The organism is Nocardioides sp. Z21_20, from assembly GCF_059766585.1.
The window spans coordinates 37,275-63,073 of record NZ_JCBAJX010000011.1 but is presented as its reverse complement, the minus strand read 5'-3'; the positions used below and the strand labels follow the sequence as shown (position 1 = coordinate 63,073).

General features: G+C 71.2%; 28 protein-coding genes and 1 pseudogene. 20 read left to right on the top strand and 9 right to left on the bottom strand.

The annotated features are described in order from the left end of the window. Positions 1-175 precede the first annotated feature (175 nt). Positions 176-574 (top strand): cold-shock protein, encoded by a 399-nt coding sequence (locus tag AC6EH9_RS15900; protein ID WP_498424448.1) that lies wholly within the window; start codon positions 176-178, stop codon positions 572-574. Here the strand turns inward: AC6EH9_RS15900 and AC6EH9_RS15895 are convergent. Further along, positions 567-2,027 (bottom strand): MFS transporter, encoded by a 1,461-nt coding sequence (locus AC6EH9_RS15895; protein ID WP_498424447.1) that lies wholly within the window; start codon positions 2,025-2,027, stop codon positions 567-569. The two genes, AC6EH9_RS15900 and AC6EH9_RS15895, sit on opposite strands and share 8 nt — an antisense overlap. A gap of 174 nt (positions 2,028-2,201) precedes the next feature. On the opposite strand from AC6EH9_RS15895, the gene AC6EH9_RS15890 reads away from it, so the two are divergent. Further along, positions 2,202-2,975, top strand: a complete 774-nt coding sequence (locus AC6EH9_RS15890) for a DUF3027 domain-containing protein (protein ID WP_498424446.1) — start codon at positions 2,202-2,204, stop codon at positions 2,973-2,975. A gap of 32 nt (positions 2,976-3,007) precedes the next feature. Here AC6EH9_RS15890 and AC6EH9_RS15885 read toward each other — a convergent pair whose 3' ends face one another. Further along, positions 3,008-3,283, bottom strand: a complete 276-nt coding sequence (locus AC6EH9_RS15885) for a DUF2530 domain-containing protein (protein ID WP_498424445.1) — start codon at positions 3,281-3,283, stop codon at positions 3,008-3,010. Between the two features lie 110 nt (positions 3,284-3,393). Between AC6EH9_RS15885 and AC6EH9_RS15880 the strand changes: the two genes are divergently transcribed. The 9 genes and pseudogenes from AC6EH9_RS15880 to AC6EH9_RS15840 all read left to right on the top strand — a co-directional run bounded on the left by AC6EH9_RS15880 (position 3,394) and on the right by AC6EH9_RS15840 (position 13,027). Further along, complete coding sequence (locus AC6EH9_RS15880; RefSeq protein ID WP_498424444.1) at positions 3,394-4,890, top strand: NCS2 family permease; 1,497 nt, start codon at positions 3,394-3,396, stop codon at positions 4,888-4,890. 176 nt (positions 4,891-5,066) lie between these two features. Then, entirely contained in the window at positions 5,067-5,516 is a 450-nt protein-coding gene (locus tag AC6EH9_RS15875) for a MarR family winged helix-turn-helix transcriptional regulator (RefSeq protein WP_498424443.1), read from the top strand. 30 nt (positions 5,517-5,546) lie between these two features. After that, positions 5,547-6,815, top strand: a pseudogene (locus AC6EH9_RS15870) (MFS transporter); the annotation flags it as partial. A gap of 200 nt (positions 6,816-7,015) precedes the next feature. Next, positions 7,016-7,390 carry a 30S ribosomal protein S12 gene (rpsL, locus tag AC6EH9_RS15865; protein WP_428344753.1) on the top strand — a complete coding sequence of 125 codons (375 nt, stop codon included), beginning with the start codon at positions 7,016-7,018 and terminating at the stop codon, positions 7,388-7,390. Beyond that, positions 7,390-7,860 carry a 30S ribosomal protein S7 gene (gene rpsG, locus AC6EH9_RS15860; RefSeq protein ID WP_498424442.1) on the top strand — a complete coding sequence of 157 codons (471 nt, stop codon included), beginning with the start codon at positions 7,390-7,392 and terminating at the stop codon, positions 7,858-7,860. The genes rpsL and rpsG overlap by 1 nt, the downstream gene beginning before the upstream one ends. Positions 7,861-7,916: 56 nt before the next feature. Beyond that, positions 7,917-10,028, top strand: a complete 2,112-nt coding sequence (fusA, locus tag AC6EH9_RS15855) for an elongation factor G (RefSeq protein WP_498424440.1) — start codon at positions 7,917-7,919, stop codon at positions 10,026-10,028. Between the two features lie 66 nt (positions 10,029-10,094). Beyond that, on the top strand, positions 10,095-11,288 hold the full coding sequence (tuf, locus tag AC6EH9_RS15850; protein WP_498424439.1) for an elongation factor Tu: 1,194 nt from the start codon (positions 10,095-10,097) through the stop codon (positions 11,286-11,288). Positions 11,289-11,401: 113 nt separating this feature from the next. Next, a complete protein-coding gene (gene trmB / locus AC6EH9_RS15845) occupies positions 11,402-12,199 on the top strand; it encodes a tRNA (guanosine(46)-N7)-methyltransferase TrmB (RefSeq protein WP_498424437.1) in 798 nt (265 codons plus the stop codon). A gap of 60 nt (positions 12,200-12,259) precedes the next feature. Then, positions 12,260-13,027, top strand: coding sequence for an inositol monophosphatase family protein (locus AC6EH9_RS15840; protein ID WP_498424436.1), 768 nt, complete (start codon positions 12,260-12,262; stop codon positions 13,025-13,027). 53 nt (positions 13,028-13,080) lie between these two features. On the opposite strand, the gene AC6EH9_RS15835 is transcribed toward AC6EH9_RS15840, so the two are convergent. Further along, on the bottom strand, positions 13,081-13,452 hold the full coding sequence (locus AC6EH9_RS15835) for a nuclear transport factor 2 family protein (protein WP_498424434.1): 372 nt from the start codon (positions 13,450-13,452) through the stop codon (positions 13,081-13,083). Continuing rightward, on the bottom strand, positions 13,449-14,279 hold the full coding sequence (locus AC6EH9_RS15830; protein ID WP_498424432.1) for an RDD family protein: 831 nt from the start codon (positions 14,277-14,279) through the stop codon (positions 13,449-13,451). The genes AC6EH9_RS15835 and AC6EH9_RS15830 overlap by 4 nt, the downstream gene beginning before the upstream one ends. Before the next feature lie 37 nt (positions 14,280-14,316). Between AC6EH9_RS15830 and AC6EH9_RS15825 the strand changes: the two genes are divergently transcribed. Next, positions 14,317-15,312: a stage II sporulation protein M gene (locus tag AC6EH9_RS15825; RefSeq protein ID WP_498424431.1), complete on the top strand. Its 996-nt coding sequence runs from the start codon at positions 14,317-14,319 to the stop codon at positions 15,310-15,312. Between the two features lie 266 nt (positions 15,313-15,578). Here AC6EH9_RS15825 and AC6EH9_RS15820 read toward each other — a convergent pair whose 3' ends face one another. Genes AC6EH9_RS15820 through AC6EH9_RS15800 form a run of 5 tightly spaced genes read right to left on the bottom strand, consistent with a single transcriptional unit; the run spans position 15,579 to position 20,851 of the window. Beyond that, a complete protein-coding gene (locus AC6EH9_RS15820) occupies positions 15,579-16,871 on the bottom strand; it encodes a DUF58 domain-containing protein (protein WP_498424430.1) in 1,293 nt (430 codons plus the stop codon). Next, positions 16,871-17,950 (bottom strand): AAA family ATPase, encoded by a 1,080-nt coding sequence (locus AC6EH9_RS15815; RefSeq protein WP_498424427.1) that lies wholly within the window; start codon positions 17,948-17,950, stop codon positions 16,871-16,873. Before AC6EH9_RS15815 ends, AC6EH9_RS15820 begins: the two co-directional genes overlap by 1 nt. Then, positions 17,947-19,065, bottom strand: coding sequence for a DUF4350 domain-containing protein (locus AC6EH9_RS15810; protein WP_498424426.1), 1,119 nt, complete (start codon positions 19,063-19,065; stop codon positions 17,947-17,949). The genes AC6EH9_RS15815 and AC6EH9_RS15810 overlap by 4 nt, the downstream gene beginning before the upstream one ends. Continuing rightward, the gene (locus AC6EH9_RS15805; protein WP_498424425.1) at positions 19,062-19,664 is read right to left on the bottom strand and encodes a DUF4129 domain-containing protein; all 603 of its coding nucleotides are present in this window, start codon (positions 19,662-19,664) and stop codon (positions 19,062-19,064) included. The genes AC6EH9_RS15810 and AC6EH9_RS15805 overlap by 4 nt, the downstream gene beginning before the upstream one ends. Continuing rightward, complete coding sequence (locus AC6EH9_RS15800) at positions 19,661-20,851, bottom strand: hypothetical protein (RefSeq protein ID WP_498424424.1); 1,191 nt, start codon at positions 20,849-20,851, stop codon at positions 19,661-19,663. Before AC6EH9_RS15800 ends, AC6EH9_RS15805 begins: the two co-directional genes overlap by 4 nt. Positions 20,852-21,353: 502 nt before the next feature. Here AC6EH9_RS15800 and rpsJ point away from each other — a divergent pair. The 8 genes from rpsJ to rpsC are packed head-to-tail and all read left to right on the top strand — an operon-like array spanning position 21,354 to position 25,796. Continuing rightward, positions 21,354-21,662 carry a 30S ribosomal protein S10 gene (rpsJ, locus tag AC6EH9_RS15795; RefSeq protein WP_008360994.1) on the top strand — a complete coding sequence of 103 codons (309 nt, stop codon included), beginning with the start codon at positions 21,354-21,356 and terminating at the stop codon, positions 21,660-21,662. 11 nt (positions 21,663-21,673) lie between these two features. Further along, complete coding sequence (gene rplC / locus AC6EH9_RS15790; protein WP_498424422.1) at positions 21,674-22,336, top strand: 50S ribosomal protein L3; 663 nt, start codon at positions 21,674-21,676, stop codon at positions 22,334-22,336. Next, positions 22,333-23,007 (top strand): 50S ribosomal protein L4, encoded by a 675-nt coding sequence (gene rplD / locus AC6EH9_RS15785; protein ID WP_498424420.1) that lies wholly within the window; start codon positions 22,333-22,335, stop codon positions 23,005-23,007. Before rplC ends, rplD begins: the two co-directional genes overlap by 4 nt. Then, positions 23,004-23,309, top strand: coding sequence for a 50S ribosomal protein L23 (rplW, locus tag AC6EH9_RS15780; RefSeq protein WP_460800315.1), 306 nt, complete (start codon positions 23,004-23,006; stop codon positions 23,307-23,309). Before rplD ends, rplW begins: the two co-directional genes overlap by 4 nt. Positions 23,310-23,349: 40 nt before the next feature. After that, positions 23,350-24,183 carry a 50S ribosomal protein L2 gene (rplB, locus tag AC6EH9_RS15775; protein WP_498424418.1) on the top strand — a complete coding sequence of 278 codons (834 nt, stop codon included), beginning with the start codon at positions 23,350-23,352 and terminating at the stop codon, positions 24,181-24,183. Positions 24,184-24,198: 15 nt separating this feature from the next. Beyond that, on the top strand, positions 24,199-24,480 hold the full coding sequence (gene rpsS, locus AC6EH9_RS15770; protein WP_498424416.1) for a 30S ribosomal protein S19: 282 nt from the start codon (positions 24,199-24,201) through the stop codon (positions 24,478-24,480). Between the two features lie 33 nt (positions 24,481-24,513). Next, positions 24,514-24,954, top strand: a complete 441-nt coding sequence (gene rplV / locus AC6EH9_RS15765) for a 50S ribosomal protein L22 (RefSeq protein WP_498424415.1) — start codon at positions 24,514-24,516, stop codon at positions 24,952-24,954. After that, on the top strand, positions 24,954-25,796 hold the full coding sequence (gene rpsC, locus AC6EH9_RS15760) for a 30S ribosomal protein S3 (RefSeq protein ID WP_498424414.1): 843 nt from the start codon (positions 24,954-24,956) through the stop codon (positions 25,794-25,796). The genes rplV and rpsC overlap by 1 nt, the downstream gene beginning before the upstream one ends. Positions 25,797-25,799: the final 3 nt, after the last annotated feature.

Here is a 25,799-nt window from a genome sequence, read left to right as displayed (position 1 = left end):
GCGATGATGACAGGCGCACGCCGAGGAAGCCAGGGGACGTGCGCCACACCGTCCCCAGCGCGACCCCGGCCCCCTCCACCGGTCATCGCGGTGGCAGCGCGGCGTTCTCGCCCCTAGGCTGTGCCTTCGCCGGGGCACAGGGTCGCGGCGCAGGACTACGGAAGAGGTCGGCCCCGTGCCCAGTGGCAAGGTCAAGTGGTACGACGCGGAGAAGGGCTTCGGCTTCCTCTCGCAGGACGACGGGCCCGACGTCTACGTGCGCTCCGATGCGCTGCCCAACGGCGTCGCCACGCTGAAGGCCGGGACGCGGGTCGAGTTCGGCATCGTCCAGGGCCGGCGCGGCGAGCAGGCGCTGCAGGTGCGGGTGCTGGAGGCACCGACCTCGGTGGCCCGCAACCAGTCGCGCGCGCAGCGCAAGTCGCCCGAGCAGATGGCCACCATCGTGGAGGACCTGATCAAGCTCCTCGACGGTGTGGGCGAGGGCTACCGGCACGGGCGTCACCCCGACACCCGCACCTCGGCCCCCACCGCGAAGCTGCTGCGGGCGCTGGCCGACGAGCTCGAGCTCAGCTGATCCGCACCGCGGGCTGCTGGACGCGCGCCGCGAGCACGTAGATCGCCCAGGCGGCCAGCACCCCGCAGGCGACGCCCAGGCCGAGCCGGGGCAGCAGCGGCATCGCGATGCCGACGAAGCCGCCGATCACCCAGGCCAGCTGCAGCGTGGTGTCGGAGCGGGCGAAGGCGCTGGACTGCACCCGCTCGTGGACGTCGCGCTGGATGGTCGCGTCCAGGGACAGCTTGGCCAGCGACTGCGCCAGGCCGGCGGTCAGCCCCAGCGCGGCCAGGGGCAGTACGCCGTAGAACAGCGCGGCGACCAGGGCCATCGCGACGTCGGCGAGCAGGGCCAGCACCACGGTGGTGGCCGGGTTCACCCGGCGCAGCAGTGAGCCGATCGCGATCCCGATGACGTTGCCGGCCCCCGCGGCGCCGATCACCACGGCGAGCAGCAGCTCGGTGCTCCAGCCCGCGATCGGGTTCTCGCGCAGCAGGAACGCCATGAAGATCGTCAGGAAGCCCATCATCCAGCGCGGCCCGGCGTTGGCGCGCAGCGCGAAGGCCACGGTGGGCGGCATCCGCACGCTCGGCCCGCGCCGGCGCCGGCGGCTCGTGCGGGTCCCCGGCTCCTCCCCGCTCGCCGCGCTCACGCCGCCCGCGCCGTACGTCGCCCGGTCCGAGGTGGAGCCGGGCAGCAGCGCCAGCCTGATCTCGCCGTGGCTGGAGTCCACCTTGGCGGGCAGCAGGATCGACAGGACCGTCGCCACCACGAAGAGCACGAACGCGTAGCGCAGCGACCACTGCGCGCCGAAGGTCGCGGCCAGTGCGGCGATCGGGGCGGAGACCGACGCGCCCACCACCCCGGACAGGGAGATGCGGGCGTTGGCCTTGACCAGGGTGAACTCGCGCGGCACGAGCCGGGGCACCGCGGAGGCCCGGGTCACGCCGTACGCCTTGGACGCGACGAGCACGCCCAGCGCGGCGGGGAAGAGCCAGGCGGACTCGGTGACGACCGCGGAGGCCAACACCCAGCACAGGAACGCCCGCAGCGCCATCGTCGACCCGATCGCCCACCGGCGCCCGTGGCTGAACCGGTCCAGGAAGGGCCCGATCAGCGGAGCGACGATGGCGAAGGGCAGCATCGTCAGGCCGAGGAAGAGCACCACCTGGTCGCGGGCCTCGCCGGTCGGCACCTGGAAGAACAGGCTGCCCGCGAGCGAGATCGCCACCGCGGCGTCGCCGGCGGTGTTGAAGGCGTGCATCTCGATCAGCCGGGACAGCCCCGAGTCGCCCGCCCCCTCGGCGTGCGAGGCGCGCCGCGCCTGGCGCAGCGTGAACCGGCCGGCCCGTCCGCTCACCCGGGCCGCCCCGCGCAGCGCGCCGGCGGTGGCGCGGGCGCCGGTGTGCACCGCGGAGCCGACGCGTCGCGCGGTGGTGGGGCGCTCCTGCGTGGGGTCGGGGTCGGCGGTCATGGGGACATCCTGCCGCGCCCGGGGCGTTCGCGGAGCGGTGTCCGCGCAGCTGGTCGGTCGTGTCTCGCCGGTCCGGCCGGCAGGGCCGCAGGGGCACTCGGGGGAGCCGTTCGCGAGACGGATCTCGGGCCGGGGCGACAGAGGAGGGGGGCATGCGTCATGATTTCGCGTGTGATGGCCACCCTTCGTTCCAAGCCCGACGCCGCTGCGGCAGCCGCGGTCGACGTCGCCCGCGCGGCCCTGCTCGACCTCGTCGACGCTGCCGATGTGGGTGAACACCTCGCCCTGCAGGCCGAGGGGGAGCGCGTCGTCACCCATCTCTTCGACTGCCTGCGCCCGGGCTACCGCGGCTGGCACTGGTCGGTCACGGTGGCGCGCGCCTCGCGCCAGAAGAAGATCACCGTGGACGAGGTGGTGCTGGTGCCCGGCGAGGAGGCGATCGTCGCCCCGCCGTGGCTGCCGTGGAGGGAGCGCGTCCGCCCGGGCGACCTCTCACCCGGCGACCTGCTCCCGGTCGAGGACGACGACCCGCGACTGGTCCCGACGTACTCCTTCGGCGACGACCCCCTCGACGCCGACGACAAGGCTCAGATCCGCCAGGTCGCCACGGACCTCGGGCTCGGTCGGGTGCGCACCCTCTCGGTCGAGGGTCGTGACCTGGCCGCTCAGCGCTGGTACGACGGGGACGGCGGCCCGACCTCCCCGGTCGCCCAGGCGGCCCCCGAGCCGTGCACGACGTGCGGGTTCCTGATGCGCATCGCCGGCCCGCTCTCGGAGATGTTCGGGGTCTGCGCGAACGGCAGCGCCAACGACGACGGCCGGATCGTGTCCTTCGACCACGGCTGCGGTGCCCACTCCGAGGTCCAGCTGGCCCGCAAGCACCAGCCGCTGCCGCCGCTCGAGCCGGTGGTGGACACGATCAACCCCGACGACATGGAGTCGTTCTAGCCCTGGCTGGACCTGCCGGCTGACCCTCCCGGCTAGCCCTCCGTGCGGGCCTGGCGGCGCCGGCGGCAGTACTCCACGCCGAACAGCCCCAGGCCGAAGCCGGCCAGGCACGTCCACAGCCACCACTCGCGGCCGCTCTCGTTCAGCTCGCCGTAGAACGGCAGCAGGGCCACGAACGCGACCAGCCACAGCGCGGTGCCGACCGTGACCGTGCGCACGCCGTCGACGTCGAGCGGCTCGACGTCGGCGACGAGGTAGGTGCGGTTGCCGATCTCGTGCGTCATCGGCTGCTCGTCGCGGTTCTCCACGCCTCCACGCTAGACGATGGGCGGGCCGACGCGGCGGCGCGGCTGCGTGGTCGCACGGTGTGACGAAGATCCAAGTCCGCATTCGTCTCATCCAGGCATCGACGGCTCGGATGGGGCTCCCGGATCTGACACAGTTGTCATCTGTGGACAAGCAGACGACACGAACCGCCCCCGAGTCCGTAGGCGCACTCGACTCCTGGTTCAAGATCTCCCAGCGAGGATCGACCGTCGGACGCGAGGTGCGCGGCGGCATCGTCACCTTCCTGACGATGGCCTACATCCTGGTGCTCAACCCGATCATCCTCACCGGTGGCACCGACGTGAACGGCGACCAGCTCGCCGGCGGCGACGTGGCTGCCATCGCGGCCGCGACGGCGCTGGTGGCGGGTCTGCTGACGCTGGTGATGGGCGTGGTCGCCAACTTCCCGATGGCACTGGCCGCGGGACTGGGGCTGAACGCCTTCGTCACCTACTCGATCGCCAACCAGATGACCTGGGCCGACGCGATGGGCCTGGTGGTGATGGAGGGCCTGATCATCCTGGTCCTCGTGCTCACCGGCTTCCGCGAGGCGGTGTTCAAGGCCGTCCCCGGGCAGCTGAAGGTGGCCATCTCGGTCGGCATCGGTCTGTTCATCACCCTGATCGGCCTGGTCGACGCGGGGTTCGTGCGCAAGACCGCCTCCTCGGTGCCGGTGGAGATGGGCATCGGCGGGCAGCTGCAGGGCTGGCCGGTGCTGGTGTTCGTGATCGGCCTGGCGCTGCTGATCGGCCTCTACGTCAATCAGGTGCGCGGCGCGATCCTGATCTCGATCCTGACCACCACCGTGATCGCCATCATCGTGGAGAAGATCGCGGACGTGGGCCCGACGTTCCGCGCGGACGGCACGGTCAACCCCAAGGGCTGGAACCTCAACGTCCCGGACTGGCCGGACAAGATCGTCCAGATGCCCGACTTCGGCCTGGTCGGCGAGTTCAACCTGCTCGGCTCGTGGGAGAACGCCGGCGTGGTCACCGTCGCGCTGCTGATCTTCACCCTGCTGCTGGCCGACTTCTTCGACACCATGGGCACGATGACCGCGATCGGGGCCGAGGGGCGCCTGCTCGACGAGGACGGCAACCCGCCGAACACCAAGCGGATCCTCATCGTCGACTCGCTCGCCGCCGCGGCGGGTGGCGCCGCCAGCGTCTCGTCCAACACGTCGTACATCGAGTCGACCTCCGGGGTCGCCGAGGGCGCCCGTACCGGTCTGGCCTCCGTGGTCACCGGGGTGCTGTTCCTGCTGGCGACGTTCCTGGCTCCGCTGGTGCGCGTGGTGCCGAACGAGGCCGCGGTGCCGGCGTTGGTGCTGGTCGGCTTCCTGATGATGCAGCAGGTGCGCGGCATCGACTGGGACGACCTCGAGATCGCCATCCCGGCGTTCCTGACGATCGTGGTGATGCCGTTCACCTACTCGATCTCGGCCGGCATCGGCGCGGGCTTCCTGGCCTACGTCCTGATCAAGGTGGTGCGCGGCAAGGTCGGCGAGGTGCACGGGCTGATGTGGGTGGTGGCCGTGCTGTTCGCGGTGTACTTCGCGATCAACCCGATCTCGAACTGGGTGGGCTGAGCCTCAGGCGATCGCTGAACTTGTCGGGCGAAACTTCGGCCGACAAGTTCAGCGTTCCCCGGCCGACCGGGGAAACCACCGGCCCCCGGACCACCGCCGGGCCCCCGGAGCGACTGTGGCGCGCATCACTCGAAACTGCTGGAATAGTTAGCAACGGTAACGAGTTGGGGAGAGGTGTGCCCATCCCTCAGCCCGCCTCGCGCACCGACGCCGGCCTCGCCGCCGAGCTTCGCCTGTCCGTGATGCGGCTGCGCCGACGTCTGGCCGCCGAGCGGCACCCCGACAACGAGCTGAGCTCGGGGGCGATGGCGGTCCTCGGGACGCTGCTGCGCCAGGGGGAGTGCCCCCTCGGTGAGCTCGCCGCGATCGAGCGGGTCCAGCCGCCGTCGATGACCCGGACCGTGAACGCCCTCGTGGACCGTGGCCTGGTCGTTCGCCGCCCCCACGACACCGACGGCCGTCAGGTGCTGGTCGCGCTGTCGGAGCCGGGCCGGCAGGTCGTGCTGGCCGATCGTCGCCGTCACGACGCGTGGCTGGCCCGCCGGCTGGCCGAGCTCGAGCCCGAGGAGCGCGAGGTGCTGCGCCGGGCCACCCCCATCCTGCAAGCACTGGCCCGGAAGGACTGAACCACCACGTCTCCCACGTTCAAGGCGCTCGCCAACGCCAACTACCGTCTCTACGCCGCAGGCGGTGTCGTCTCCAACGTCGGCACCTGGATGCAGCGCGTCGCCCAGGACTGGCTGGTCCTGCAGCTGGCCACCAGCGGCGGCACCGCGCTGGGCATCACCACCGGACTGCAGTTCCTGCCGATCCTGCTGCTCTCGCCCTACGCCGGGCTGGTCGCCGACCGGGTCTCCAAGCGGACCCTGCTGCAGGTCACCCAGGTGATGATGGCGCTGCCCGCCCTCGTCCTCGGTCTCCTCGCGGTGACCGGGGTCGCCGAGGTGTGGCACGTTTACGTGCTGGCCTTCGTCTTCGGCATCGGCACCGCCTTCGACGGTCCCGCCCGGCAGTCGTTCGTCAGCGAGATCGTCACCCGCGAGGACCTGAGCAACGCCGTCGGCCTCAACTCCGCCTCGTTCAACGCCGCGCGTCTCGTCGGACCCGCCATCGCCGGCCTGCTGATCGCCGCGCTCGGCGGGGGAGCGGTGGCCACCGGCTGGGTGATCATCATCAACGCCTTCACCTACGCCGCCCCGATCGTCGCCCTGCGCGGGATGAACCCCGCGCTGCTGGCCACCCCCGAGCCACTGCGCAAGGGAGCCGGAGGCGTGCGCGAGGGCATCCGCTACGTGCGCGGCCGCCCGGACCTGCTGCTGATCCTGACGATCGTGTTCTTCGCGGGCACCTTCGGGCTGAACTTCCAGATGACCTCCGCGCTGATGGCCACCGAGGTCTTCGACAAGGGGCCCACCGAGTACGGCCTGCTGGGCTCGGTGATGGCGGTCGGCTCGCTCGCCGGCGCCCTGCTCGCGGCCCGGCGCACGCACGTCGGTCAGCGCCTGGTGGTGCTCGCCGCGCTGGCCTTCGGGGCCTCCGAGGTGGTGGCGGGGCTGCTGCCGCACTACTGGTCGTTCGCGCTGTGGATGCCGGTGCTCGGGGTCAGCGCGCTGACCATGATCACGGCCGCCAACACCGTCATCCAGATGTCGGTGGAGCCGGCCCTGCGGGGGCGGGTGATGGCGCTGTACATGATGATCTTCATGGGCGGGACCCCGCTGGGCGCTCCCGTGGTCGGCTGGATCGGCGAGGTCTTCGGAGCCCGCTGGACGCTGCTCGGGGGAGGGGCGATGACGATGGTCGGCGTGCTGCTCGCGGTGGCCCTGTTCGGGCCCGGTCGCCGCGTTTTGACCGGCATTGTGCGGCCGAGTAGTCTTTTCCCTCGTGTCTGGAACAACCAGGCCGTTGCGCGTGCTCGGAAGTAGTCGGCGGGTCGAAACCGCCGGTGACGGGCACGGATCCCGGCGCAAGTTACCCGTGTGGTGACTATCGGGGAAGGGCGACACGCCCGACCGCGGGGGTTGTAGCGGTTCAGGTTCGCCGAGCACCACCAGTACACAGAGCAGCATCATCGTGCCCAGCAGAGCGCCGGGTACTGAGAGAGAAAACGAAGGGGAACCACCAGGTGCCCACGATTAACCAGCTGGTCCGCAAGGGCCGCCAGGACAAGGTGTCCAAGAGCAAGACGCCTGCCCTCAAGGGTTCGCCCCAGCGCCGCGGTGTCTGCACCCGCGTCTACACGACCACCCCGAAGAAGCCGAACTCCGCCCTGCGCAAGGTTGCCCGCGTGCGCCTGTCCAGCGGCGTCGAGGTCACGGCGTACATCCCCGGTGTGGGTCACAACCTTCAGGAGCACTCGATCGTGCTCGTTCGCGGCGGCCGGGTGAAGGACCTCCCCGGTGTCCGCTACAAGATCATCCGCGGCTCGCTCGACACCCAGGGTGTCAAGAACCGCAAGCAGGCCCGCAGCCGTTACGGCGCGAAGAAGGAGAAGAGCTAATGCCGCGTAAGGGTCCCGCCCCGAAGCGCCCGCTCGACGTCGACCCGGTCTACGGTTCGCAGGTCGTCACCCAGCTGGTCAGCAAGGTCCTGCAGGACGGCAAGAAGCAGGTTGCGCAGCGCATCGTCTACACGGCGCTCGAGGGCTGCCGCGAGAAGACCGGCACCGACCCGGTCGTCACGCTCAAGCGTGCGCTCGACAACGTGAAGCCGGCTATCGAGGTCAAGTCCCGCCGCGTCGGCGGTGCGACCTACCAGGTCCCGATCGAGGTCAAGCCCAACCGCAGCACGACGCTGGCCCTGCGCTGGCTCGTCGGCTATGCCCAGGCCCGTCGCGAGAAGACGATGTCGGAGCGGCTGATGAACGAGATCCTCGACGCGAGCAACGGCCTCGGCGCCGCGGTGAAGAAGCGTGAGGACACCCACAAGATGGCCGAGTCCAACAAGGCCTTCGCGCACTACCGCTGGTGACATCGGTCCGATCGGACCGATCCACCTCCCGACTTCTCCGAGGGGACGACACTTAAGTGGCTGTCGACATCACCACGGACCTCAACCAGGTCCGCAACATCGGCATCATGGCGCACATCGACGCCGGCAAGACCACCACCACCGAGCGGATCCTGTTCTACACGGGCATCACGTACAAGATCGGTGAGGTCCACGAGGGCGCCGCCACGATGGACTGGATGGAGCAGGAGCAGGAGCGCGGCATCACCATCACGTCCGCCGCGACGACCTGCTGGTGGAAGAAGCACCAGATCAACATCATCGATACCCCCGGACACGTCGACTTCACGGTCGAGGTCGAGCGTTCGCTGCGCGTCCTCGACGGTGCCGTCGCGGTGTTCGACGGTGTTGCCGGTGTCGAGCCGCAGACGATGACGGTGTGGCGCCAGGCCAACAAGTACTCCGTGCCCCGGATGTGCTTCGTGAACAAGCTGGACCGCACCGGCGCGGACTTCTTCCGCTGCGTCGACATGATCATCGAGCGGCTGAACTCCACCCCGCTGGTCCTGCAGCTCCCGATCGGCGCCGAGGGCGACTTCATCGGTGTCGTGGACCTCGTCGGCATGCGTGCCCTGACCTGGCGCGGCGAGACCACGATCGGTGAGGACTACGAGGTCGAGGAGATCCCCGCCGAGCTCGCCGAGCAGGCCGCGGAGTACCGCGTGAAGCTCCTCGAGACGATCGCGGACGCCGACGACGCCATCATGGAGAAGTACCTGGAGGGTGAGGAGTTCACCGTCGAGGAGCTCGAGGCGGCCATCCGTCGCGCCACGCTGGCCGACAAGGTCAACCCGATCCTGTGCGGCACCGCGTTCAAGAACAAGGGCGTCCAGCCCCTGCTCGACGCGGTCGTCAAGTACCTGCCCTCGCCGCTCGACATCGAGGCCGTCGAGGGTCACAAGGTCAACGACGAGGAGACGATCATCAAGCGTCGTCCCGCCGACGACGAGCCGTTCGCCGGCCTGGCGTTCAAGATCGCCTCCGACCCGCACCTGGGCAAGCTGACCTTCGTCCGCGTCTACTCGGGCAAGCTCGAGGCGGGCGCGACCGTGCTCAACTCGGTCAAGGGCCGCAAGGAGCGGATCGGCAAGGTCTACCAGATGCACGCCAACAAGCGTGAGGAGATCGCCTCGGTCGGCGCCGGCCAGATCGTCGCGGTGATGGGTCTCAAGGACACCACCACCGGCGAGACGCTCTGCGACGTGCAGAAGCCGGTCGTCCTGGAGTCGATGACGTTCCCGGCCCCGGTGATCGAGGTCGCGATCGAGCCCAAGACCAAGAGCGACCAGGAGAAGCTGGGCACGGCCATCCAGCGGCTGTCGGAGGAGGACCCCACCTTCACCGTCAAGACCGACGAGGAGACCGGCCAGACGATCATCGCCGGCATGGGCGAGCTGCACCTCGACGTGCTGGTCGACCGCATGCGTCGCGAGTTCCGCGTCGAGGCGACCGTCGGCAAGCCGCAGGTGGCCTACCGCGAGACGATCCGCCGCAAGGTCTCGAACCACAGCTACACCCACAAGAAGCAGACCGGTGGCTCGGGTCAGTTCGCCAAGATCGTCATCTCGATCGAGCCGAACACCGACCCCGAGACCGGTCACGGTGCCGGCTACGAGTTCGCCAACAACGTGTCCGGTGGTCGCATCCCGCGGGAGTACATCCCCTCGGTCGACCACGGTGCCCAGGAGGCCATGGAGTTCGGCGTCCTCGCCGGCTACCCGATGGTCGACGTGAAGGTCTCGCTCGAGGACGGCGCCTACCACGACGTCGACTCCTCCGAGCTCGCCTTCAAGATCGCCGGCATCGCGGCCTTCAAGGAGGCCGCACGGATGGCGAAGCCGGTCCTGCTCGAGCCCGTGTTCGCGGTCGAGGTCACCACTCCCGACTCCTTCCTTGGAGACGTGATCGGTGACATCAACTCGCGGCGCGGCCAGGTCAGCAGCATGGAGGACCGTCACGGCGACCGCGTCGTCAACGCCCTTGTGCCGCTGTCAGAGATGTTCGGGTACGTTGGCGACCTGAGGTCCAAGACCTCCGGCCAGGCTTCGTACTCGATGGAGTTCGACTCGTACGCCGAGGTTCCTCAGAACGTCGCCGACGAGATCATCAAGAAGGTTCGCGGCGAGTAATCTCGTCCGGACCTCGGCATCACCCCAGTACGAGTCAAGTAACAACCCACACCAGGAGGAGCCCCAGTGGCTAAGGCGAAGTTCGAGCGGACCAAGCCGCACGTCAACATCGGCACCATCGGTCACATCGACCACGGTAAGACGACGCTGACCGCGGCGATTACCAAGGTGCTGCACGACGCGTACCCGAACCTGAACGCCGCTTCGGCGTTCGACGAGATCGACAAGGCTCCCGAGGAGCGTCAGCGCGGCATCACGATCTCGATCGCGCACGTGGAGTACCAGACGGAGAGCCGTCACTACGCGCACGTCGACTGCCCCGGTCACGCCGACTACATCAAGAACATGATCACCGGCGCGGCGCAGATGGACGGCGCCATCCTGGTGGTCGCGGCCACCGACGGCCCCATGCCGCAGACCCGCGAGCACGTCCTGCTCGCCCGCCAGGTCGGCGTTCCCGCCCTGGTTGTCGCCCTGAACAAGTGCGACATGGTCGACGACGAGGAGCTCATCGAGCTCGTCGAGATGGAGGTGCGCGAGCTCCTCTCCGAGTACGAGTACGACGGCGACGACATCCCCGTGGTCCGCGTGGCTGCCTTCCCGGCGCTGCAGGGCGACGAGAAGTGGGGCAAGTCGATCCTCGAGCTCATGGCGGCGGTCGACGAGGCCATCCCGACCCCCGAGCGTGAGACCGAGAAGCCCTTCCTCATGCCCGTCGAGGACGTCTTCACGATCACCGGTCGCGGCACGGTCATCACCGGCCGTATCGAGCGCGGCATCATCAAGGTCAACGAGGAGGTCGAGATCGTCGGCATCCGCGAGGGCGCGATGAAGTCGACCGTCACCGGTGTCGAGATGTTCCGCAAGCTGCTCGACGAGGGCCAGGCCGGTGAGAACGTCGGTCTGCTGCTTCGTGGCACCAAGCGCGAGGACGTCGAGCGCGGCATGGTCGTCATCAAGCCGGGCACCACGACGCCGCACACCAACTTCGACGCGTCGGTCTACATCCTCTCGAAGGAGGAGGGCGGCCGTCACACGCCGTTCTTCAACAACTACCGCCCGCAGTTCTACTTCCGTACCACGGACGTTACGGGCGTCGTGACCCTTCCCGAGGGCACCGAGATGGTCATGCCGGGTGACAACACCGAGATGTCGGTCGAGCTCATCCAGCCCATCGCGATGGACGAGGGCCTGAAGTTCGCGATCCGCGAGGGTGGCCGCACCGTCGGCGCCGGCCGGGTCACCAAGATCACCAAGTGATCTAGCCTCACCAGCAGCACCGAACGGCCCCGGACCTCGCGGTCCGGGGCCGTTCGCCTTTTTTCAGCCAGTCCTTTCCTCCCGTCTCCCCCTGACCCGCGCAGGAGAACGCCGTGCCCCTCTCGCCCGAGACCTCCGGCCCGCCCGCCGAGCCTCCCGCCGTCCCGCAGTCCGGCGACGACGCGGACCAGCGCGGCGTACGCCCGGCGCGCCCGCACCACCGGCTCACCGAGGACGGACGCCGGGTGCGCGAGGTGCTGACCTACTCGCGGCGCGGCAGCCGGTTCACCGACCGCCAGCGCGAGGCCTGGGAGGCGCACGCGGGGGAGTGGGTGATCCCCGACGAGGCGGTCGACGACCCGGGCTTCACCCTGGCGGGGAGCTTCGCGCGCCCGGCGCCGCTGGTGGTGGAGATCGGCTCGGGGGTCGGCGAGGCGACCGCCGCCCTGGCCGCGGCGCGACCCGACGTTAACGTGCTGGCCTTCGAGGTGTGGCGCCCCGGAGTGGCCGAGGGCCTGGGCCGGGTCGCCGAGGCGGGCGCCACGAACGTGCGGTTCTGCTCGGTGGACGCGGTCTGGTCCCTGGAGCACCTGCTCGCCCCCGGCGCGCTGGCTGAGCTGTGGACCTTCTTCCCCGACCCGTGGCACAAGAAGCGTCACCACAAGCGGCGCCTGGTCAACCCGGAATTCGTCGCGCGGGCGGCCTCGCGGCTCACGCCCGGGGCGGTGTGGCGCCTGGCCACGGACTGGGCGGAGTACGCCGAGCAGATGGTGGAGGTCCTCGACGCCGAGCCCCGCCTGGTCGGCGGCGTGGTCGAGCGCTGGGCGCCGCGCCCGGTCACCAGGTTCGAGCGTAAAGGCCTGGCCGCCGGCCGCTCGATCACCGATCTGGCCTACCGACGTACCGACTGAGCCGGGACGGGCCCCAGCCCCCTCCCGGCGGGGCGGGCGGGTTTTGGCATAGTGGCGGCCATGGACAGCGACGCCGTGCTCGCACTGCTGCAGGAGGTCGCCGCGGAGCTCGTCGAGCCGCGCTTCCGCGCCCTGGCCGAGCACGAGGTGATGGAGAAGAACCCCGGTGACCTGGTCACCGTCGCCGACCGCGAGGCCGAGGTGGCCATCACCCGGCGGCTGCAGGCGGCCTACCCCGACGCGCTGATCGTCGGCGAGGAGGCGGTCTCGGCGGACCCCTCGCTGCTGCACGGGCTCGACCGCGTGGAGCACTGGTTCTGCGTGGACCCGATCGACGGGACCAAGAACTTCGTGCACGGCTCGCCCGACCACGCCGTGATGGTCGGTGAGGTCCGCGGTGGGGAGATCGTGCGCAGCTGGATCTGGCAGCCCGCGCACGCGCGCGCCTACGTCGCCGAGCGTGGCGCCGGGGCCTGGGCCGACGGAGTGCGGCTTCGCCAGCCGACGCCCGCGGATCCGCGGCGTCCGCGCGGGGTGACCTCGATGCGGGGCCGGGTCGGCACCTCGCTGGGCGCCCTGGACCCGATGGAGCTGTCCTGGGTGTGCTGCGGGGTGGACTTCCCCCAGCTGGTCACCGGCGCCACCGACTACGTGCTCTACGGGATGACGAAGCCCTGGGACCACGTGCCCGGCACCCTGCTCACCCGCGAGGTCGGCGGCAGCGTGACCCATCCCGACGGCTCCGACTACCTGCCCACCGACATCGACCTGCCGGTGCTGGTCTGCGCCGACGAGAGGGTCCGCGACACGGTGCTGCCGCTGCTGTGAGGACGGCGGGCGCCGTCAGTGGTGGCCGGGCCGTCAGGGGTTGCCGGGCGCCGTCAGGGGTGGCCGGGCGCCGTGTCCGGTGAGCGGGTGCCCTGGTGGAAGCGCAGCCGCCAGCCCTCGGGCGCCTCGTCGACCCACACGGAGCTGCGCAACGAGCCGGACGAGCCGGAGATCCGGTAGGTCACCAGGACCACTCCGGGGCCCAGCGGGACCGCCGTGAAGCCCTCCGCCTGTCCGGACACCTCGGCGTCGGTGCTCAGCGCGGCGATCAGGGTCTCGCGGTCCCACACGCGCCCGGACGCGCCGTACTCGACGAAGTCGGGGTGCAGCAGGCGCTCGAGGTCCTCGCGGCACACCCGCAGGGTGGGGTCGAGCAGCAGCCGCTCACGGCGGACGACCTCGGCGAGATCGGCGGACGTGCTCATCGGCGGCGCCCGACGCCGAGCCGGCGCCGCAGCTGCTCCTCGCGTCGCAGACGGGCCGCGTCGCGCTCGCGGCGCCCGGCGATCACCGCGGCGAGGTAGGGCTCGGGCGGGGTGCCGGGCGGCGGGGCGGGCGCGACGTACTGGCTGACCTCGACGGCCAGACGCACGCCCAGATCGTGGCGCGAGCGGGGATCGAGGTGGGGGGCGCGGGAGAGGAACTGGCGCACGCCCAGCGCGAGCGGGACGGGCAGGCTCGCGATGTCGGCGGTGGCCGCCCAACTGGCCAGCGGAGGCGGCATCGGCGGCGGCGGCGCCAGGCGCAGGGGCATCCGGTCCCGGACGACGTAGGTGCCGGCCGCGTAGTCGCCGAGCCGCTTGCCCTTGCTGCTGAGCAGGGCGGAGAAGAAGGCGGGCGCCCCGGTGAAGGCGTAGATCTCCACGAACCCGACCAGCGCCCGCACGAACGCGTGCTGGAACGTGATCGGGCCGGCGTCGTCGCGCACCGTGCGCAGCCCGAGCGCGAGCTTGCCCAGGGAGCGGCCGCGGGTCAGCGTCTCGATGGCGGTCGGCCAGACCAGGAACGCGGTGATCATCGTGGCGATGTAGGCGACCCACAGCAGCGCCTCGTCGGTGTCGAGGGCCGCGACCAGCGCGACCAACATCATTGCGATCAGCAGGACGAGGGTGGCGGCGACGTCGATGAGTCCGGAGGCGATCCGGGTGCCCAGGCCCGCCGGGGGCAGGTCGAGGGCGACGGCCTCGCCGGTGACCAGGTCGTCTTCGGTGAGGGTGGCGAACTCCGGGGCGCGCGCGGACGTGGAGGACATCGCCGCCAGCATAGGGGTCAGCGCCTAGGCTCGGGGCGTGGATCTGGACGCCTACGTGCTCGCGCACCACCTGGAGTGGCGACGCCTCGAGGAACTGACCCGGCGGCGCCGGCTGAGCGGGGCCGAGAGCGATGAGCTCGTGGAGCTCTACCAGCGCGCCGCCACACACCTCTCGGTGGTGCGTACCTCGGCTCCCGACGCGTCGGTGGTCGCCTACCTGTCCTCGGTGCTGGCGCGGGCGCGCACCCGCTCCTCCGGCAGCCGGGTGACCACCTGGGGCGCCGTCGCGTCGTTCGTGACCGAGCGCTTCCCCGCCGCCCTGTACCGGCTGCGCTGGTGGTGGCTGGCCACGATGGGCGCCAACGTGGTGGTGGCGGCGGTGATGATCTGGTGGCTGCTCGGGCACGGCGAGGTCGAGCAGACGCTGCTGTCGGCCGACGAGGTCGACCAGCTGGTGGAGGAGGACTTCGAGGGCTACTACAGCGAGCACGCCGCCTCGCACTTCGCCGCCCAGGTCTGGGTCAACAACGCCTGGGTGACGGCCCTCTGCCTGGGACTGGGCATCCTCGGGGTGCCGGTCGTCTACCTGCTCTTCACCAACATCGCCAACCTCGCGATCATCGGGTCGATCATGATCCGGCACGACCACGGCGCCCACTTCTTCGGCCTGCTGCTCCCGCACGGGCTGCTCGAGCTCACCGCCGTCTTCGTGGCCGCGGGCGTCGGGTTCCGGCTCTTCTGGTCCTGGGTCGAACCGGGCGCGCTGAGCCGCTCGCAGTCCGTGGCCCGCGAGGGGCGCACCGCCGGCACCGTGGCGTTGGGCCTGGTCGGGGTGCTCTTCGTGAGCGGGCTCATCGAGGCCTTCGTGACCCCGTCGGGGCTGCCCACCTGGGCCCGGCTCGGCATCGGCATCCTGGCGGAGGCGGTGTTCTTCGGCTACGTGTTCGTGCTCGGCCGCGCGGCGTACCTGCGCGGGCACACCGGCGACGTCGACGCGTCCCTGCTGGAGGACCGCGCCGCTACCGCCGCATGAGGTCGGCTGTCGCGGGGCGGCGGTGGTCGGGTCGGCGGTGGTCGGGGCGGCGGGGGGCGGGGCGGCGGGGTGCGCCGAATGGTCAGAGACGGCATGTTCTGACGCCGTTTGGCATCCGTTGGGGACCAAACGGTGGGGGTATGGGCGCGGTTCGGCGGGGGAGGGCGTGGGTGGTGCGTCGATTGGTCAGAGACGGCATGTTCTGACGCCGTATGGCATCCGTTGGGGACCAAACGGTGGGGGTGAGACGGCGCACGGCGGGGGCGTCAGAGCAGCCCGCGCGCTTTGAGGGCCAGGTAGTGGTCGGCCAGGGCCGGGGGGAGGTCGTCGGCGTCTGCGTCGAGGACGTCGACGCCGAGGGTCTGGAGCAGGTCGGCGGTGTGGCGTCGGCGGAGCAGGGCCTGCTCGGCGGCCGCGGCGGCGTAGACGTCGCCGATGCCGTCGCGGGCGTGGGCCATGCGCTCGAGGGCCGGGTCCTTCACCGAGGCGAGGACGACCCGGTGGTGGCGCACCAGGGAGGCCAGGACGGGGAGCAGGCCCTCCTCGACCGCGGCCGGCTCCAGTGGCGTGAGCAGTACGACGAGCGCGCGCTGGCGTCCCAGGCCGGTGACGGCGCCGGCGATGCTCGCCCAGTCCGCCTCGGCGATGACCGGCGCCAGGTCGGCCATCGCGTCCTGCATCCGGGCGGCGACGTCGCGCCGGCCCGAGAAGCGCATCCGGGTGCGCACCCGCCGGTCCGCGGCGACGAAGTCGACCCGGTCCCCGGCCCGTGAGGCCAGCGCCCCCAGCAGGAGGGCGGCGTCCATCGCGGAGTCGAGGCGGGGCACGTCCTCGACGCGCCCGGCCGAGGTACGCGAGGTGTCCAGCACGATCACCACGCGACGGTCCCGCTCGGGCTGCCAGGTGCGCACCACGACGTTGCGGTTGCGCGCGGAGGCCCGCCAGTCGATGGCGCGCACGTCGTCCCCGCGCACGTACTCGCGCAGCGAGTCGAACTCGGTGCCCTGGCCGCGCACCCGCACGGCCGCGCGGCCGTCCAGCTCGCGCAGGCGGGCCAGGCGGCTGGGCAGGTGCCGGCGCGACTCGAACGCAGGCAGGGCCCGCACGGTGCCGGGCACCTCCAGGGTCCGCTGCCGCCCGGCCAACCCCAGCGGGCCGTAGCTGCGCACGGTCACCCCGGCGGCGTGCAGGTCGCCGCGCCGGCGCGGGTGCAGGCTGGTGTCGAGCAGGACCCGATCGCCGGGGGAGAGGTGCACGCGGTGCCGGTTGGCTCCGGCCCCGGCGCTCGGCTGCCAGGCGTCTCGCACCCAGGCCCGGACGGTGCGTGAGGAGGGGTTGCCCACCACCAGGAGGCTGTGCGCCGACTCCCCGAGCCGGACGGACCCGGGCTCGCGGCGTACGACGTCGAGGCGAGCCGGTCGCGGCGCCAGCAGCCAGTCCGCCGCCACCAGCAGCAGGACCGCGAGCAGCCACAACCACACGGTGCCCGCGACCGGACGCAGTACCACCGGGACCAGGCCCAGCAGGACCAGCAGCGGGACCCGGCCGGTGAGCGCCATCAGCGCGGGACCGGCACCGAGGCGAGTGCCGAGCCCAGCACCTGGGCGACGTCGACCCCCTCGAGCTCGGCCTCGGGGCGCAGCCCGAGGCGGTGCACCAGGGTCGCGTGGGCGAGCGCCTTGACGTCGTCCGGGGTGACGAAGTCGCGGTCGTTGAGCCAGGCCCAGGCGCGGGCGGCGTGCATCAGCGCGGTCGCCCCGCGCGGGCTGACACCCAGGCTCAGCGACGGCGACTCCCGGGTGGCGCGCGCGACGTCGACGATGTAGCCGGCCACCTCGGGAGCCACCTGGACCCGGCGCACGGCGCGCTGCCCGGCGGCGATGTCCTCGGGGCCGGCCACCGCGCGCACCCCGGCGCCGGCGACGTCGCGCGGGTCGAATCCCGCGGCGTGACGGCGCAGGATCTCCAGCTCGGCGTCGCGATCGGGGACCGGCAGCACGACCTTGAGCAGGAACCGGTCGAGCTGCGCCTCGGGCAGCGGATAGGTGCCCTCGTACTCGACCGGGTTCTGGGTGGCGGCCACCAGGAAGGGGCGCGGCAGCAGGTGCGAGACGCCGTCGACCGACACCTGGCCCTCCTCCATCGCCTCCAGCAGCGCGGACTGGGTCTTGGGTGGCGTCCGGTTGATCTCGTCGGCGAGCAGCAGGTGGGTGAAGACGGGGCCCTCGCGGAAGCTGAGCTCGCCGCGGTGACTGTCGATCACCATCGATCCGGTGATGTCGCCGGGCATCAGGTCGGGCGTGAACTGCACCCGCCGCGAGTCGATGGACAGCGCCGCCGCGAGGGTCCGCACCAGCAGCGTCTTGGCGACCCCGGGCACGCCCTCCATCAGCACGTGCCCGCCGCACAGCAGGGCAACCAGGAGCCCCGACACCGCGGCGTCCTGGCCGACGACGCCCTTCGCCACCTCCTCACGCACCGCCGCGAGGCGTGCCCGGGCCTGCGCCGCGGAGTCCGCCTCTGCCGGGTTCGGGGAGGCAACCGGGAGCGTCGCGCCGTCCGGCCCGGTGTCCGGCGCAGACCCCTCCTTCCGGAACGGGTCGCGAAGATCCCGGCGGTGCTGTGCGTCGTCGCTCATCGGCGGCGTACCTCTTCCTCGAGTGCGGCCAGGTCGCTGGCCAGGGTGAGCAGGGCGTGGTCATCGGTCGGTGCGGGAGCCTCCGGGCTCAGCAGCGCCCACACCTCGGCGGGAGGCCGGCGCAGGTGGCGCGCCACCTCCTCGACGAGTACGGCGGGCGGGGTGGTGGCAGGGAGCCGGAGCCGCTCGGCAGCGCGGCGTCGGCTGGCACGGCGCAGCACCCGCGCCGCGTGGCCCCGGTCGCCGGCCTTGCGGTAGAGCAGGCCCCGGCTCTGCGTGGTCTCCACGGCCCTGACCACCACCGGCAGCGGCTCGGTGACCAGCGCGCCGAGCCGTCGTCCGCGCCACAGCAGCAGACCGACCACGGCGAGGCTGACGATCGCCAGCCCGGGGCCGAGCCAGCGGGGGAGCAGGTCGGGCAGGTCGACCGCGTCCCCGGCGACGAGGTCCTCGGCGTCGGGGACGTACCAGACCAGCCGCCGGTCCTGGCCCAGCAGCCGCAGCGCCACCGCGGCGTTGTCGGCGCGGAGCACCTGGTCGTTGGACAGCGCCTCGCCTGCGCCGAGCACGAGGAGACCCGGGCGGGGCTGCACCAGCAGGGAGCCGCCGTCGGCGGAGAAGCAGCCCGTCTCGCCGTAGGCACGGGCCCGGTCGACCTCGAGCGACAGCTCGCCGGGGATCAGGGCGTCGAGCTCGCCGGCGCACGACGCCGAGCGCGCCAACCCGACGGAGACCGACGCGACGGTGGCGTCCATCCCCAGGGAGTCGAGGGCGAGCGGGTCCGGCTCGACCACGATCAGCCGGCTCGCGTCCTGCTCGAGGAGGCGGCGCGAGGTGCTCGGCCCGAGCTGGTCGGTGGAGGTCACCACCACCGAGGTCGAGGTGTCGACCTCGGCGTCGTCCAGGGCGTCGGCGCCGCGGGCCACGCTGACCTGCACGCCCTCCTCGGACAGCACCCGGGCGAGGGCCTGCGCGCCGCTGCGCCGCGGGTTCTCCGGGTCCAGGGCGCCCCCGTGCGTCTGCGGCGAGCCGCCGAGCAGGACGGTCGCGGCGAGCGCCGCCAGCACGGTCCCCCCGACGACCAGGGCGGAGCGGCGCCCGCGCCAGCGGGTCACCGGACACCCGCCAGCTCGTCGTCCAGGGACAGCATCGTCCGCGCCTGCGCCGCCGTGGCCGCACGGCCTCCGTAGAGCACCCGGTCGAAGCTGTCGGCGGCGTCGTGCAGGGCGCCCTCGGCGCGTGGGTGGGCCTGCGCCGCGACCAGGGCGACCTCGTGCGCGGTGGCTCCCGGCGCGTCGAGCACCACCCCACGCTCGACCTGGTGGGCGGTGAGGGCGCGGAAGGCCTCGACGAGGGCGAGCGCGTGGTCGCCCCGCTCGAGGGCGTCCTGCGCGCGCTCGCGCAGCTGCGCGGCGCTGAGCGGCTCCCCGGTGAGCACCGGACCGGCCGGGCGGCCGGCTGCCGGGTCGCGCCGGGCCCGGGAGAGCAGCCAGCCCAGGGCCAGCAGCAGAGCCAGGCCGAGCGCCATCGCGGCGAAGGTGGTCAGCGCGGGTGAGTCGGTCGCGACCGCGGCGCCCTGCTCGAAGCGGCGGCGGATCCAGGTGAGCAGCCGGTCGAGGATCTCGCTGTCCTGGTACTCCGGGCCGAGGAGCTCGCGGCGCAGCCGGGCGCGGCCCTCCTCCCCGTCCGGGTGCAGGGGCGGCTCGAGCCTCACCGCAGGAACCCGCCGGTGCGTGCGACCAGCTCCACGTCGTACGCCTCCTTGCGGATGCGCTGGTCGAGGTACTGCAGGGCCGCGACGGTGCTGGTGAACGGCGTGGTGAACGCGTACTGGATCGTGGTGCTGGCGGCGAAGACGAGCAGCGTGACGAGCAGGACGGCCTCGGGGGAGTCGAGGAGGAACGTGAAGACCTGACCGACGAGGCTGACCGGCGTCGTGAGCACGCTGCCGGCGATCCCGGTCACCAGGGCGGTGAGCAGGGCGATCCCGAGCGTGCGCCAGAACTGGCCGCGGCTCAGCGCCAGCGAGCGGCGCAGCGCACCGAGGACCCCCACCGGCTCGAGCATCAGCGCGGGGACCGCGTAGTACTGCACCCGCACCCAGCCCCACACCAGCAACGCCGCCAGCACGGGCAGGCTGACCAGCAGGTAGCCGACGACGGCGAGCGTGTCGCCGTACGCCGCCACCGGGACCCAGCTGAGCGCGTAGCCGGCCAGGACGACCAGCACGGCCGTGCTCAGCAGCGCGGCCAGCCCCAGCAGCCGCCAGCGCTTCCCGCGCGTCGCCGCCCAGGCCTGGCTCAGCGTCAGCCGCCCTCCGAGCGCCGCCGCCATCGTCACGTGCGCGACCATCCCGGTGACCAGCACGATGCCGGCCGCCTGCAGCACCAGGCCGACCAGCAGGGACACGGCCGTCAGCACCAGCCCGGCCACCTCGCCGGCCGTCGCGGGATCGTCGGACCCGGGCGCCGGGTCGGCGAGCAGGTCCTCGAACAGGAAGGACTGCGAGACCATGCTCAGGTCGAGGATCTGGGTGAGCACCGCGACCACCAGCACCGGGATCGCCAGCGTCAGCGCCGAGACGAAGGTGGCCGAGCCGACGGTCGCGCCGGGGTTGCGTCGGATGATCTTGAAGGCGCCGTCGTAGATGTCACTCAGGCGCAAGGGCCGCAGCGGGATGGCACCCGGCTTGTGGGCGGCGGCCAGCGCAGGCAGACCGGGGCCGCCGGGGCTCAGTGGTCCGGGTCCGGGGCCGAGTGGTCCGGGGCCGGCCGCCGGCCAGGGGTACGCCGGGGGAGGGGGCGGCGTGTAGCGCGCGGGGCCGGGCGCAACCGCCGCGTAGCCCGGCGGCGGGGCGGGCCAGGCGCCCTCCGTGGACTGGTCGCCGTTGTCGGGCGCCATCGTTCCCCCCTGTATGGTGCTGAGTGGCAGTAGCTTGTCGGTCCGGGAGAGTGCGAGAGCCCCTTCCCGCGGCCATCTTGTCAGGCTCCTGTTCCGGCGCTGCGCCGGTCCGTTCGGCTGGTCCGTGCGGCGGGTGGCAGAGCCGGTGGCGGACCCCTCGCGCGGATTTTGTTTCCGTGTGGGACTCTGCCAAGATAGTCCGGTTGCTCCGGCGGGTCGCCGGGGTGCGTGTCACACACCTTGATTACTGAATCGCGTCTCCCTGTGGATCGATCGGTGCTCTGGCGTGCGGCCGCACCGATCTGGGGACCCGATCAGCCCGACGAACCCGTCGGGTGCCACTGAATACAGCGAGACCCCGGTCTCGTGTCGCGAGAAGAGTGCGCGACACGCCCGACCGCGGGGGTCGGCGGATCAGGTGGTGGAGCACGGGCGGGACGGCCTCACCCGAGGTTGTGTCGTGACCAGCACGCGGTACCGAAGATAAGGACGAGAGAGACCTATGGCGGGACAGAAGATCCGCATCAGGCTCAAGGCCTATGACCACGAGGTGATCGACACCTCGGCGCGCAAGATCGTGGACACCGTCACCCGTACGGGTGCCAAGGTCGCCGGCCCGGTGCCGCTGCCGACCGAGAAGAACGTGTACTGCGTCATCCGCTCGCCCCACAAGTACAAGGACTCCCGCGAGCACTTCGAGATGCGCACGCACAAGCGCCTCATCGACATCATCGACCCGACGCCGAAGACGGTCGACTCGCTGATGCGCCTCGATCTGCCTGCTGGTGTCGACATCGAGATCAAGCTCTGAGGTCTGCCGAGATGACTTTCGAACGAAACGTGAAGGGCCTGCTGGGCACGAAGCTCGGCATGACCCAGACCTGGGACGAGAACAACCGCATCGTCCCCCTGACTGTGATCGCCGCGAGCACCAACGTGGTCACCCAGGTCCGCCAGCCCGCCACCGATGGCTACAACGCCATCCAGGTCGGCTTCGGCGAGATCGAGGGCCGCAAGGTCAACAAGCCGCAGGCCGGTCACTTCGACAAGGCCGGGGTGACCCCGCGTCGCCACCTGGTCGAGATCCGCACCGCTGATGCCGCGTCGTACAACGTCGGGCAGGAGCTCTCTCCCGAGCTCTTCGCCGCCGGCGAGCAGATCGACGTCACCGGCACCAGCAAGGGCAAGGGCTTCGCCGGCACGATGAAGCGTCACGGCTTCCACGGTGTCGGGGCCTCCCACGGTGCGCACAAGAACCACCGCAAGCCGGGATCGATCGGCGCCTGCGCCACCCCGGGTCGCGTCTTCAAGGGCACCCGCATGTCCGGCCGGATGGGTCACGACGCCGTCACCACCCAGAACGTCACCGTTCACGGTGTGGACGTCGAGCGCGGCCTGATCCTGCTCAAGGGTGCGGTCCCCGGTCCGAAGGGTGGCCTCGTGGTCCTCCGCTCGGCAGCCAAGAGTGAGGGAGTTGCTCAGTGAGCACCGAAGTGAAGAAGGCCAAGGTCGACCTCCCGGCCGAGATCTTCGACGTCCAGGTCAACATCCCCCTGATCCACCAGGTGGTCGTGGCCCAGCAGGCCGCTGCCCGTCAGGGCACGCACTCCACCAAGCGTCGCGGCGAGGTTCGCGGTGGTGGCCGCAAGCCGCACAAGCAGAAGGGCACCGGCCGCGCCCGTCAGGGCTCGACCCGCGCACCGCAGTTCACCGGTGGTGGCGTGGTGCACGGCCCCAAGCCGCGCGACTACGACCAGCGGACCCCCAAGAAGATGAAGGCCGCCGCTCTTCGTGGCGCCCTCTCCGACCGGGCCCGCAACGACCGCGTGCACGTCGTCGACGCCCTGGTCTCCGGCGACAAGCCGTCGACCAAGGCCGCGCTCGCCGCGATCGCCCAGGTCAGCAACCGTCGCCGCGCGCTCGTCGTGCTGGAGCGCAACGACACCCTCACCTGGCTCTCGCTGCGTAACGCCCCCGACGTGCACATCGTCGCGGTCGACCAGCTCAACACCTACGACGTGCTGGCCAGCGACGACGTGATCTTCAGCCGCGGCGCGTACGACGCGCTCGTGGCGGGTGCGCCGAAGGGCAAGTCCGCCAAGGCCGTCGCCACCTCCGCCGAGGCCGCCGCCGAGACCGAGGAGGCCTCCAAGTGAGCACCCTGCAGAAGGACCCGCGCGACATCCTGATCGCACCGGTCGTGTCCGAGAAGAGCTACAGCCTCCTCGACGCGAACAAGTACACGTTCATCGTGCGGCCGGACGCCAACAAGACCGAGATCAAGATCGCGGTCGAGAAGGTGTTCAACGTCAAGGTCACGTCGGTCAACACGATCAACCGTCAGGGCAAGACGCGTCGCACCCGCTTCGGCATGGGCAAGCGCGCCAACACGAAGCGGGCGATCGTCAGCCTCGCCGAGGGCCACCGCATCGACATCTTCGGAGGTCCGGTCTCCTGACCGGGCTCCCAAGAGACAGAGCAACGAGGACATCTGACTAATGGCTATCCGTAAGTACAAGCCGACTACCCCGGGCCGTCGTGGCTCGTCGGTCGCCGACTTCGTCGAGATCACCCGGACCACGCCGGAGAAGTCGCTGACGCGTCCGCTGCCCAAGAAGGGCGGCCGCAACAACCAGGGCCGGATCACCACGCGGCACCAGGGTGGCGGCCACAAGCGCGCCTACCGCATCATCGACTTCCGCCGCTACGACAAGGACGGCGTGCCGGCCAAGGTCGCTCACATCGAGTACGACCCCAACCGCACCGCCCGTATCGCGCTGCTGCACTACATCGACGGTGAGAAGCGCTACATCATCGCGCCGAAGGACCTGACCCAGGGCACCGCCGTGGAGTCCGGCCCCAACGCCGACATCAAGCCCGGCAACAACCTGCCGCTGCGCAACATCCCGGTCGGTACGACGATCCACTGCGTGGAGCTGCGTCCCGGCGGCGGTGCCAAGATGGCCCGCTCCGCCGGTATCAGCGCCCAGCTGGTTGCCCGTGAGGGTAGCCGCGCCACGCTGCGTCTGCCGTCGGGCGAGATGCGCTTCGTCGACGTGCGCTGCCGCGCCACCATCGGCGAGGTCGGCAACGCCGAGCAGTCCAACATCAACTGGGGCAAGGCCGGCCGCATGCGCTGGAAGGGCAAGCGCCCGACCGTCCGCGGTGTCGTCATGAACCCGGTCGACCACCCGCACGGTGGCGGTGAGGGCAAGACCTCCGGTGGTCGCCACCCGGTCTCGCCCTGGGGCAAGGCCGAGGGCCGTACGCGCAAGCGCAAGGCCAGCGACTCGCAGATCATCCGTCGCCGCAAGTCCGGCAAGAAGCGCTGAGAAGGGACCTGAGAGATGCCTCGCAGCCTGAAGAAGGGTCCCTTCGTGGACGGCCACCTCATGAAGAAGGTGGATGCCGAGAACGACAAGGGCTCGCACAACGTCATCAAGACGTGGTCGCGTCGCTCCATGATCGTGCCGGACATGATCGGTCACACGATCGCCGTGCACGACGGGCGTAAGCACGTCCCCGTCTTCGTGACCGACTCGATGGTCGGCCACAAGCTGGGCGAGTTCGCCCCCACCCGCACCTACCGCGGGCACGTGAAGGAAGACCGGAAGGGTCGCCGCCGCTGACGCGGTGGGACCAGAAACTGGAGATTACGAGCAATGAGCGTTACTGAGCGCAGGCGCACCAGCGCCCGCCGCGAGTCGCTGCTCGGCGACCAGCCGGGCTCCTTCGCGAGCGCCCGCTTCGTGCGGATCACGCCGATGAAGGCCCGCCGTGTCGTCGACATGGTCCGCGGTCTGCCCGTCGAGGACGCCCTCGCGCTGCTGCAGTTCGCACCGCAGGCCGCGTCCGAGACCGTCTACAAGGTGCTGGAGAGCGCCGTTGCCAACGCCGAGACCACTGAGGGTCTCGACGCCGGCAACCTGGTCGTCTCCGTCGCCCGCGTCGACGAGGGCCCGACGATGAAGCGCTGGCGCCCGCGTGCGCAGGGCCGCGCCACGCGGATCAACAAGCGCACGAGCCACATCACGCTGGCGGTTCAGCCGGCCGATGTGCTCGCGGTGAACAAGCAGGCGAAGAAGAAGGGACGGACTGCCTGATGGGGCAGAAGATCAACCCGAACGGCTTCCGCCTCGGTATCTCTACCGACCACAAGAGCCGCTGGTACGCCGAGAAGCTGTACAAGGCCTACGTCGGCGAGGACGTGGCGATCCGCAAGCTCCTGTCCAAGGGCATGGAGCGCGCCGGCATCGCCAAGGTCGAGATCGAGCGCACCCGTGACCGCGTCCGTGTGGACATCCACACCGCGCGTCCCGGCATCGTGATCGGTCGCCGTGGCGCCGAGGCCGACCGGATCCGTGGCGAGCTCGAGAAGCTCACCGGCAAGCAGGTGCAGCTGAACATCCTCGAGGTCAAGAACCCCGAGGTCGACGCGCAGCTGGTCGCCCAGGGCGTCGCCGAGCAGCTCTCTGGTCGCGTGCAGTTCCGTCGTGCGATGAAGAAGGCCATCCAGACCTCGATGCGCTCGGGTGCCAAGGGCATCCGGATCCAGTGCTCGGGTCGTCTGAACGGTGCCGAGATGTCGCGCACGGAGTTCTACCGCGAGGGTCGCGTCCCGCTGCACACCCTGCGTGCGGACATCGACTACGGCTTCTACGAGGCCAAGACGACCTTCGGCCGCATCGGCGTGAAGGTCTGGATCTACAAGGGCGAGGTTGCGGGCACCCGCGCCGAGCGCGAGGCCCAGGCTGCTGCCCGGGCCGGTGCGCCCGGCCGTGGCCGTCCGCCGGCCCGCGGCGGCGAGCGTCCGAACCGCGGTTCGCGCGCCGACCGTCCGACCCGTTCGGGTCGCGACGGCGCCCCCGCCGAGAGCACCGCGGCACCCGAGGCTGCGGCCCCGGTTGCTGCTGAGACCCCGGCACCCGCCGGGCAGGAGGGCTGACCG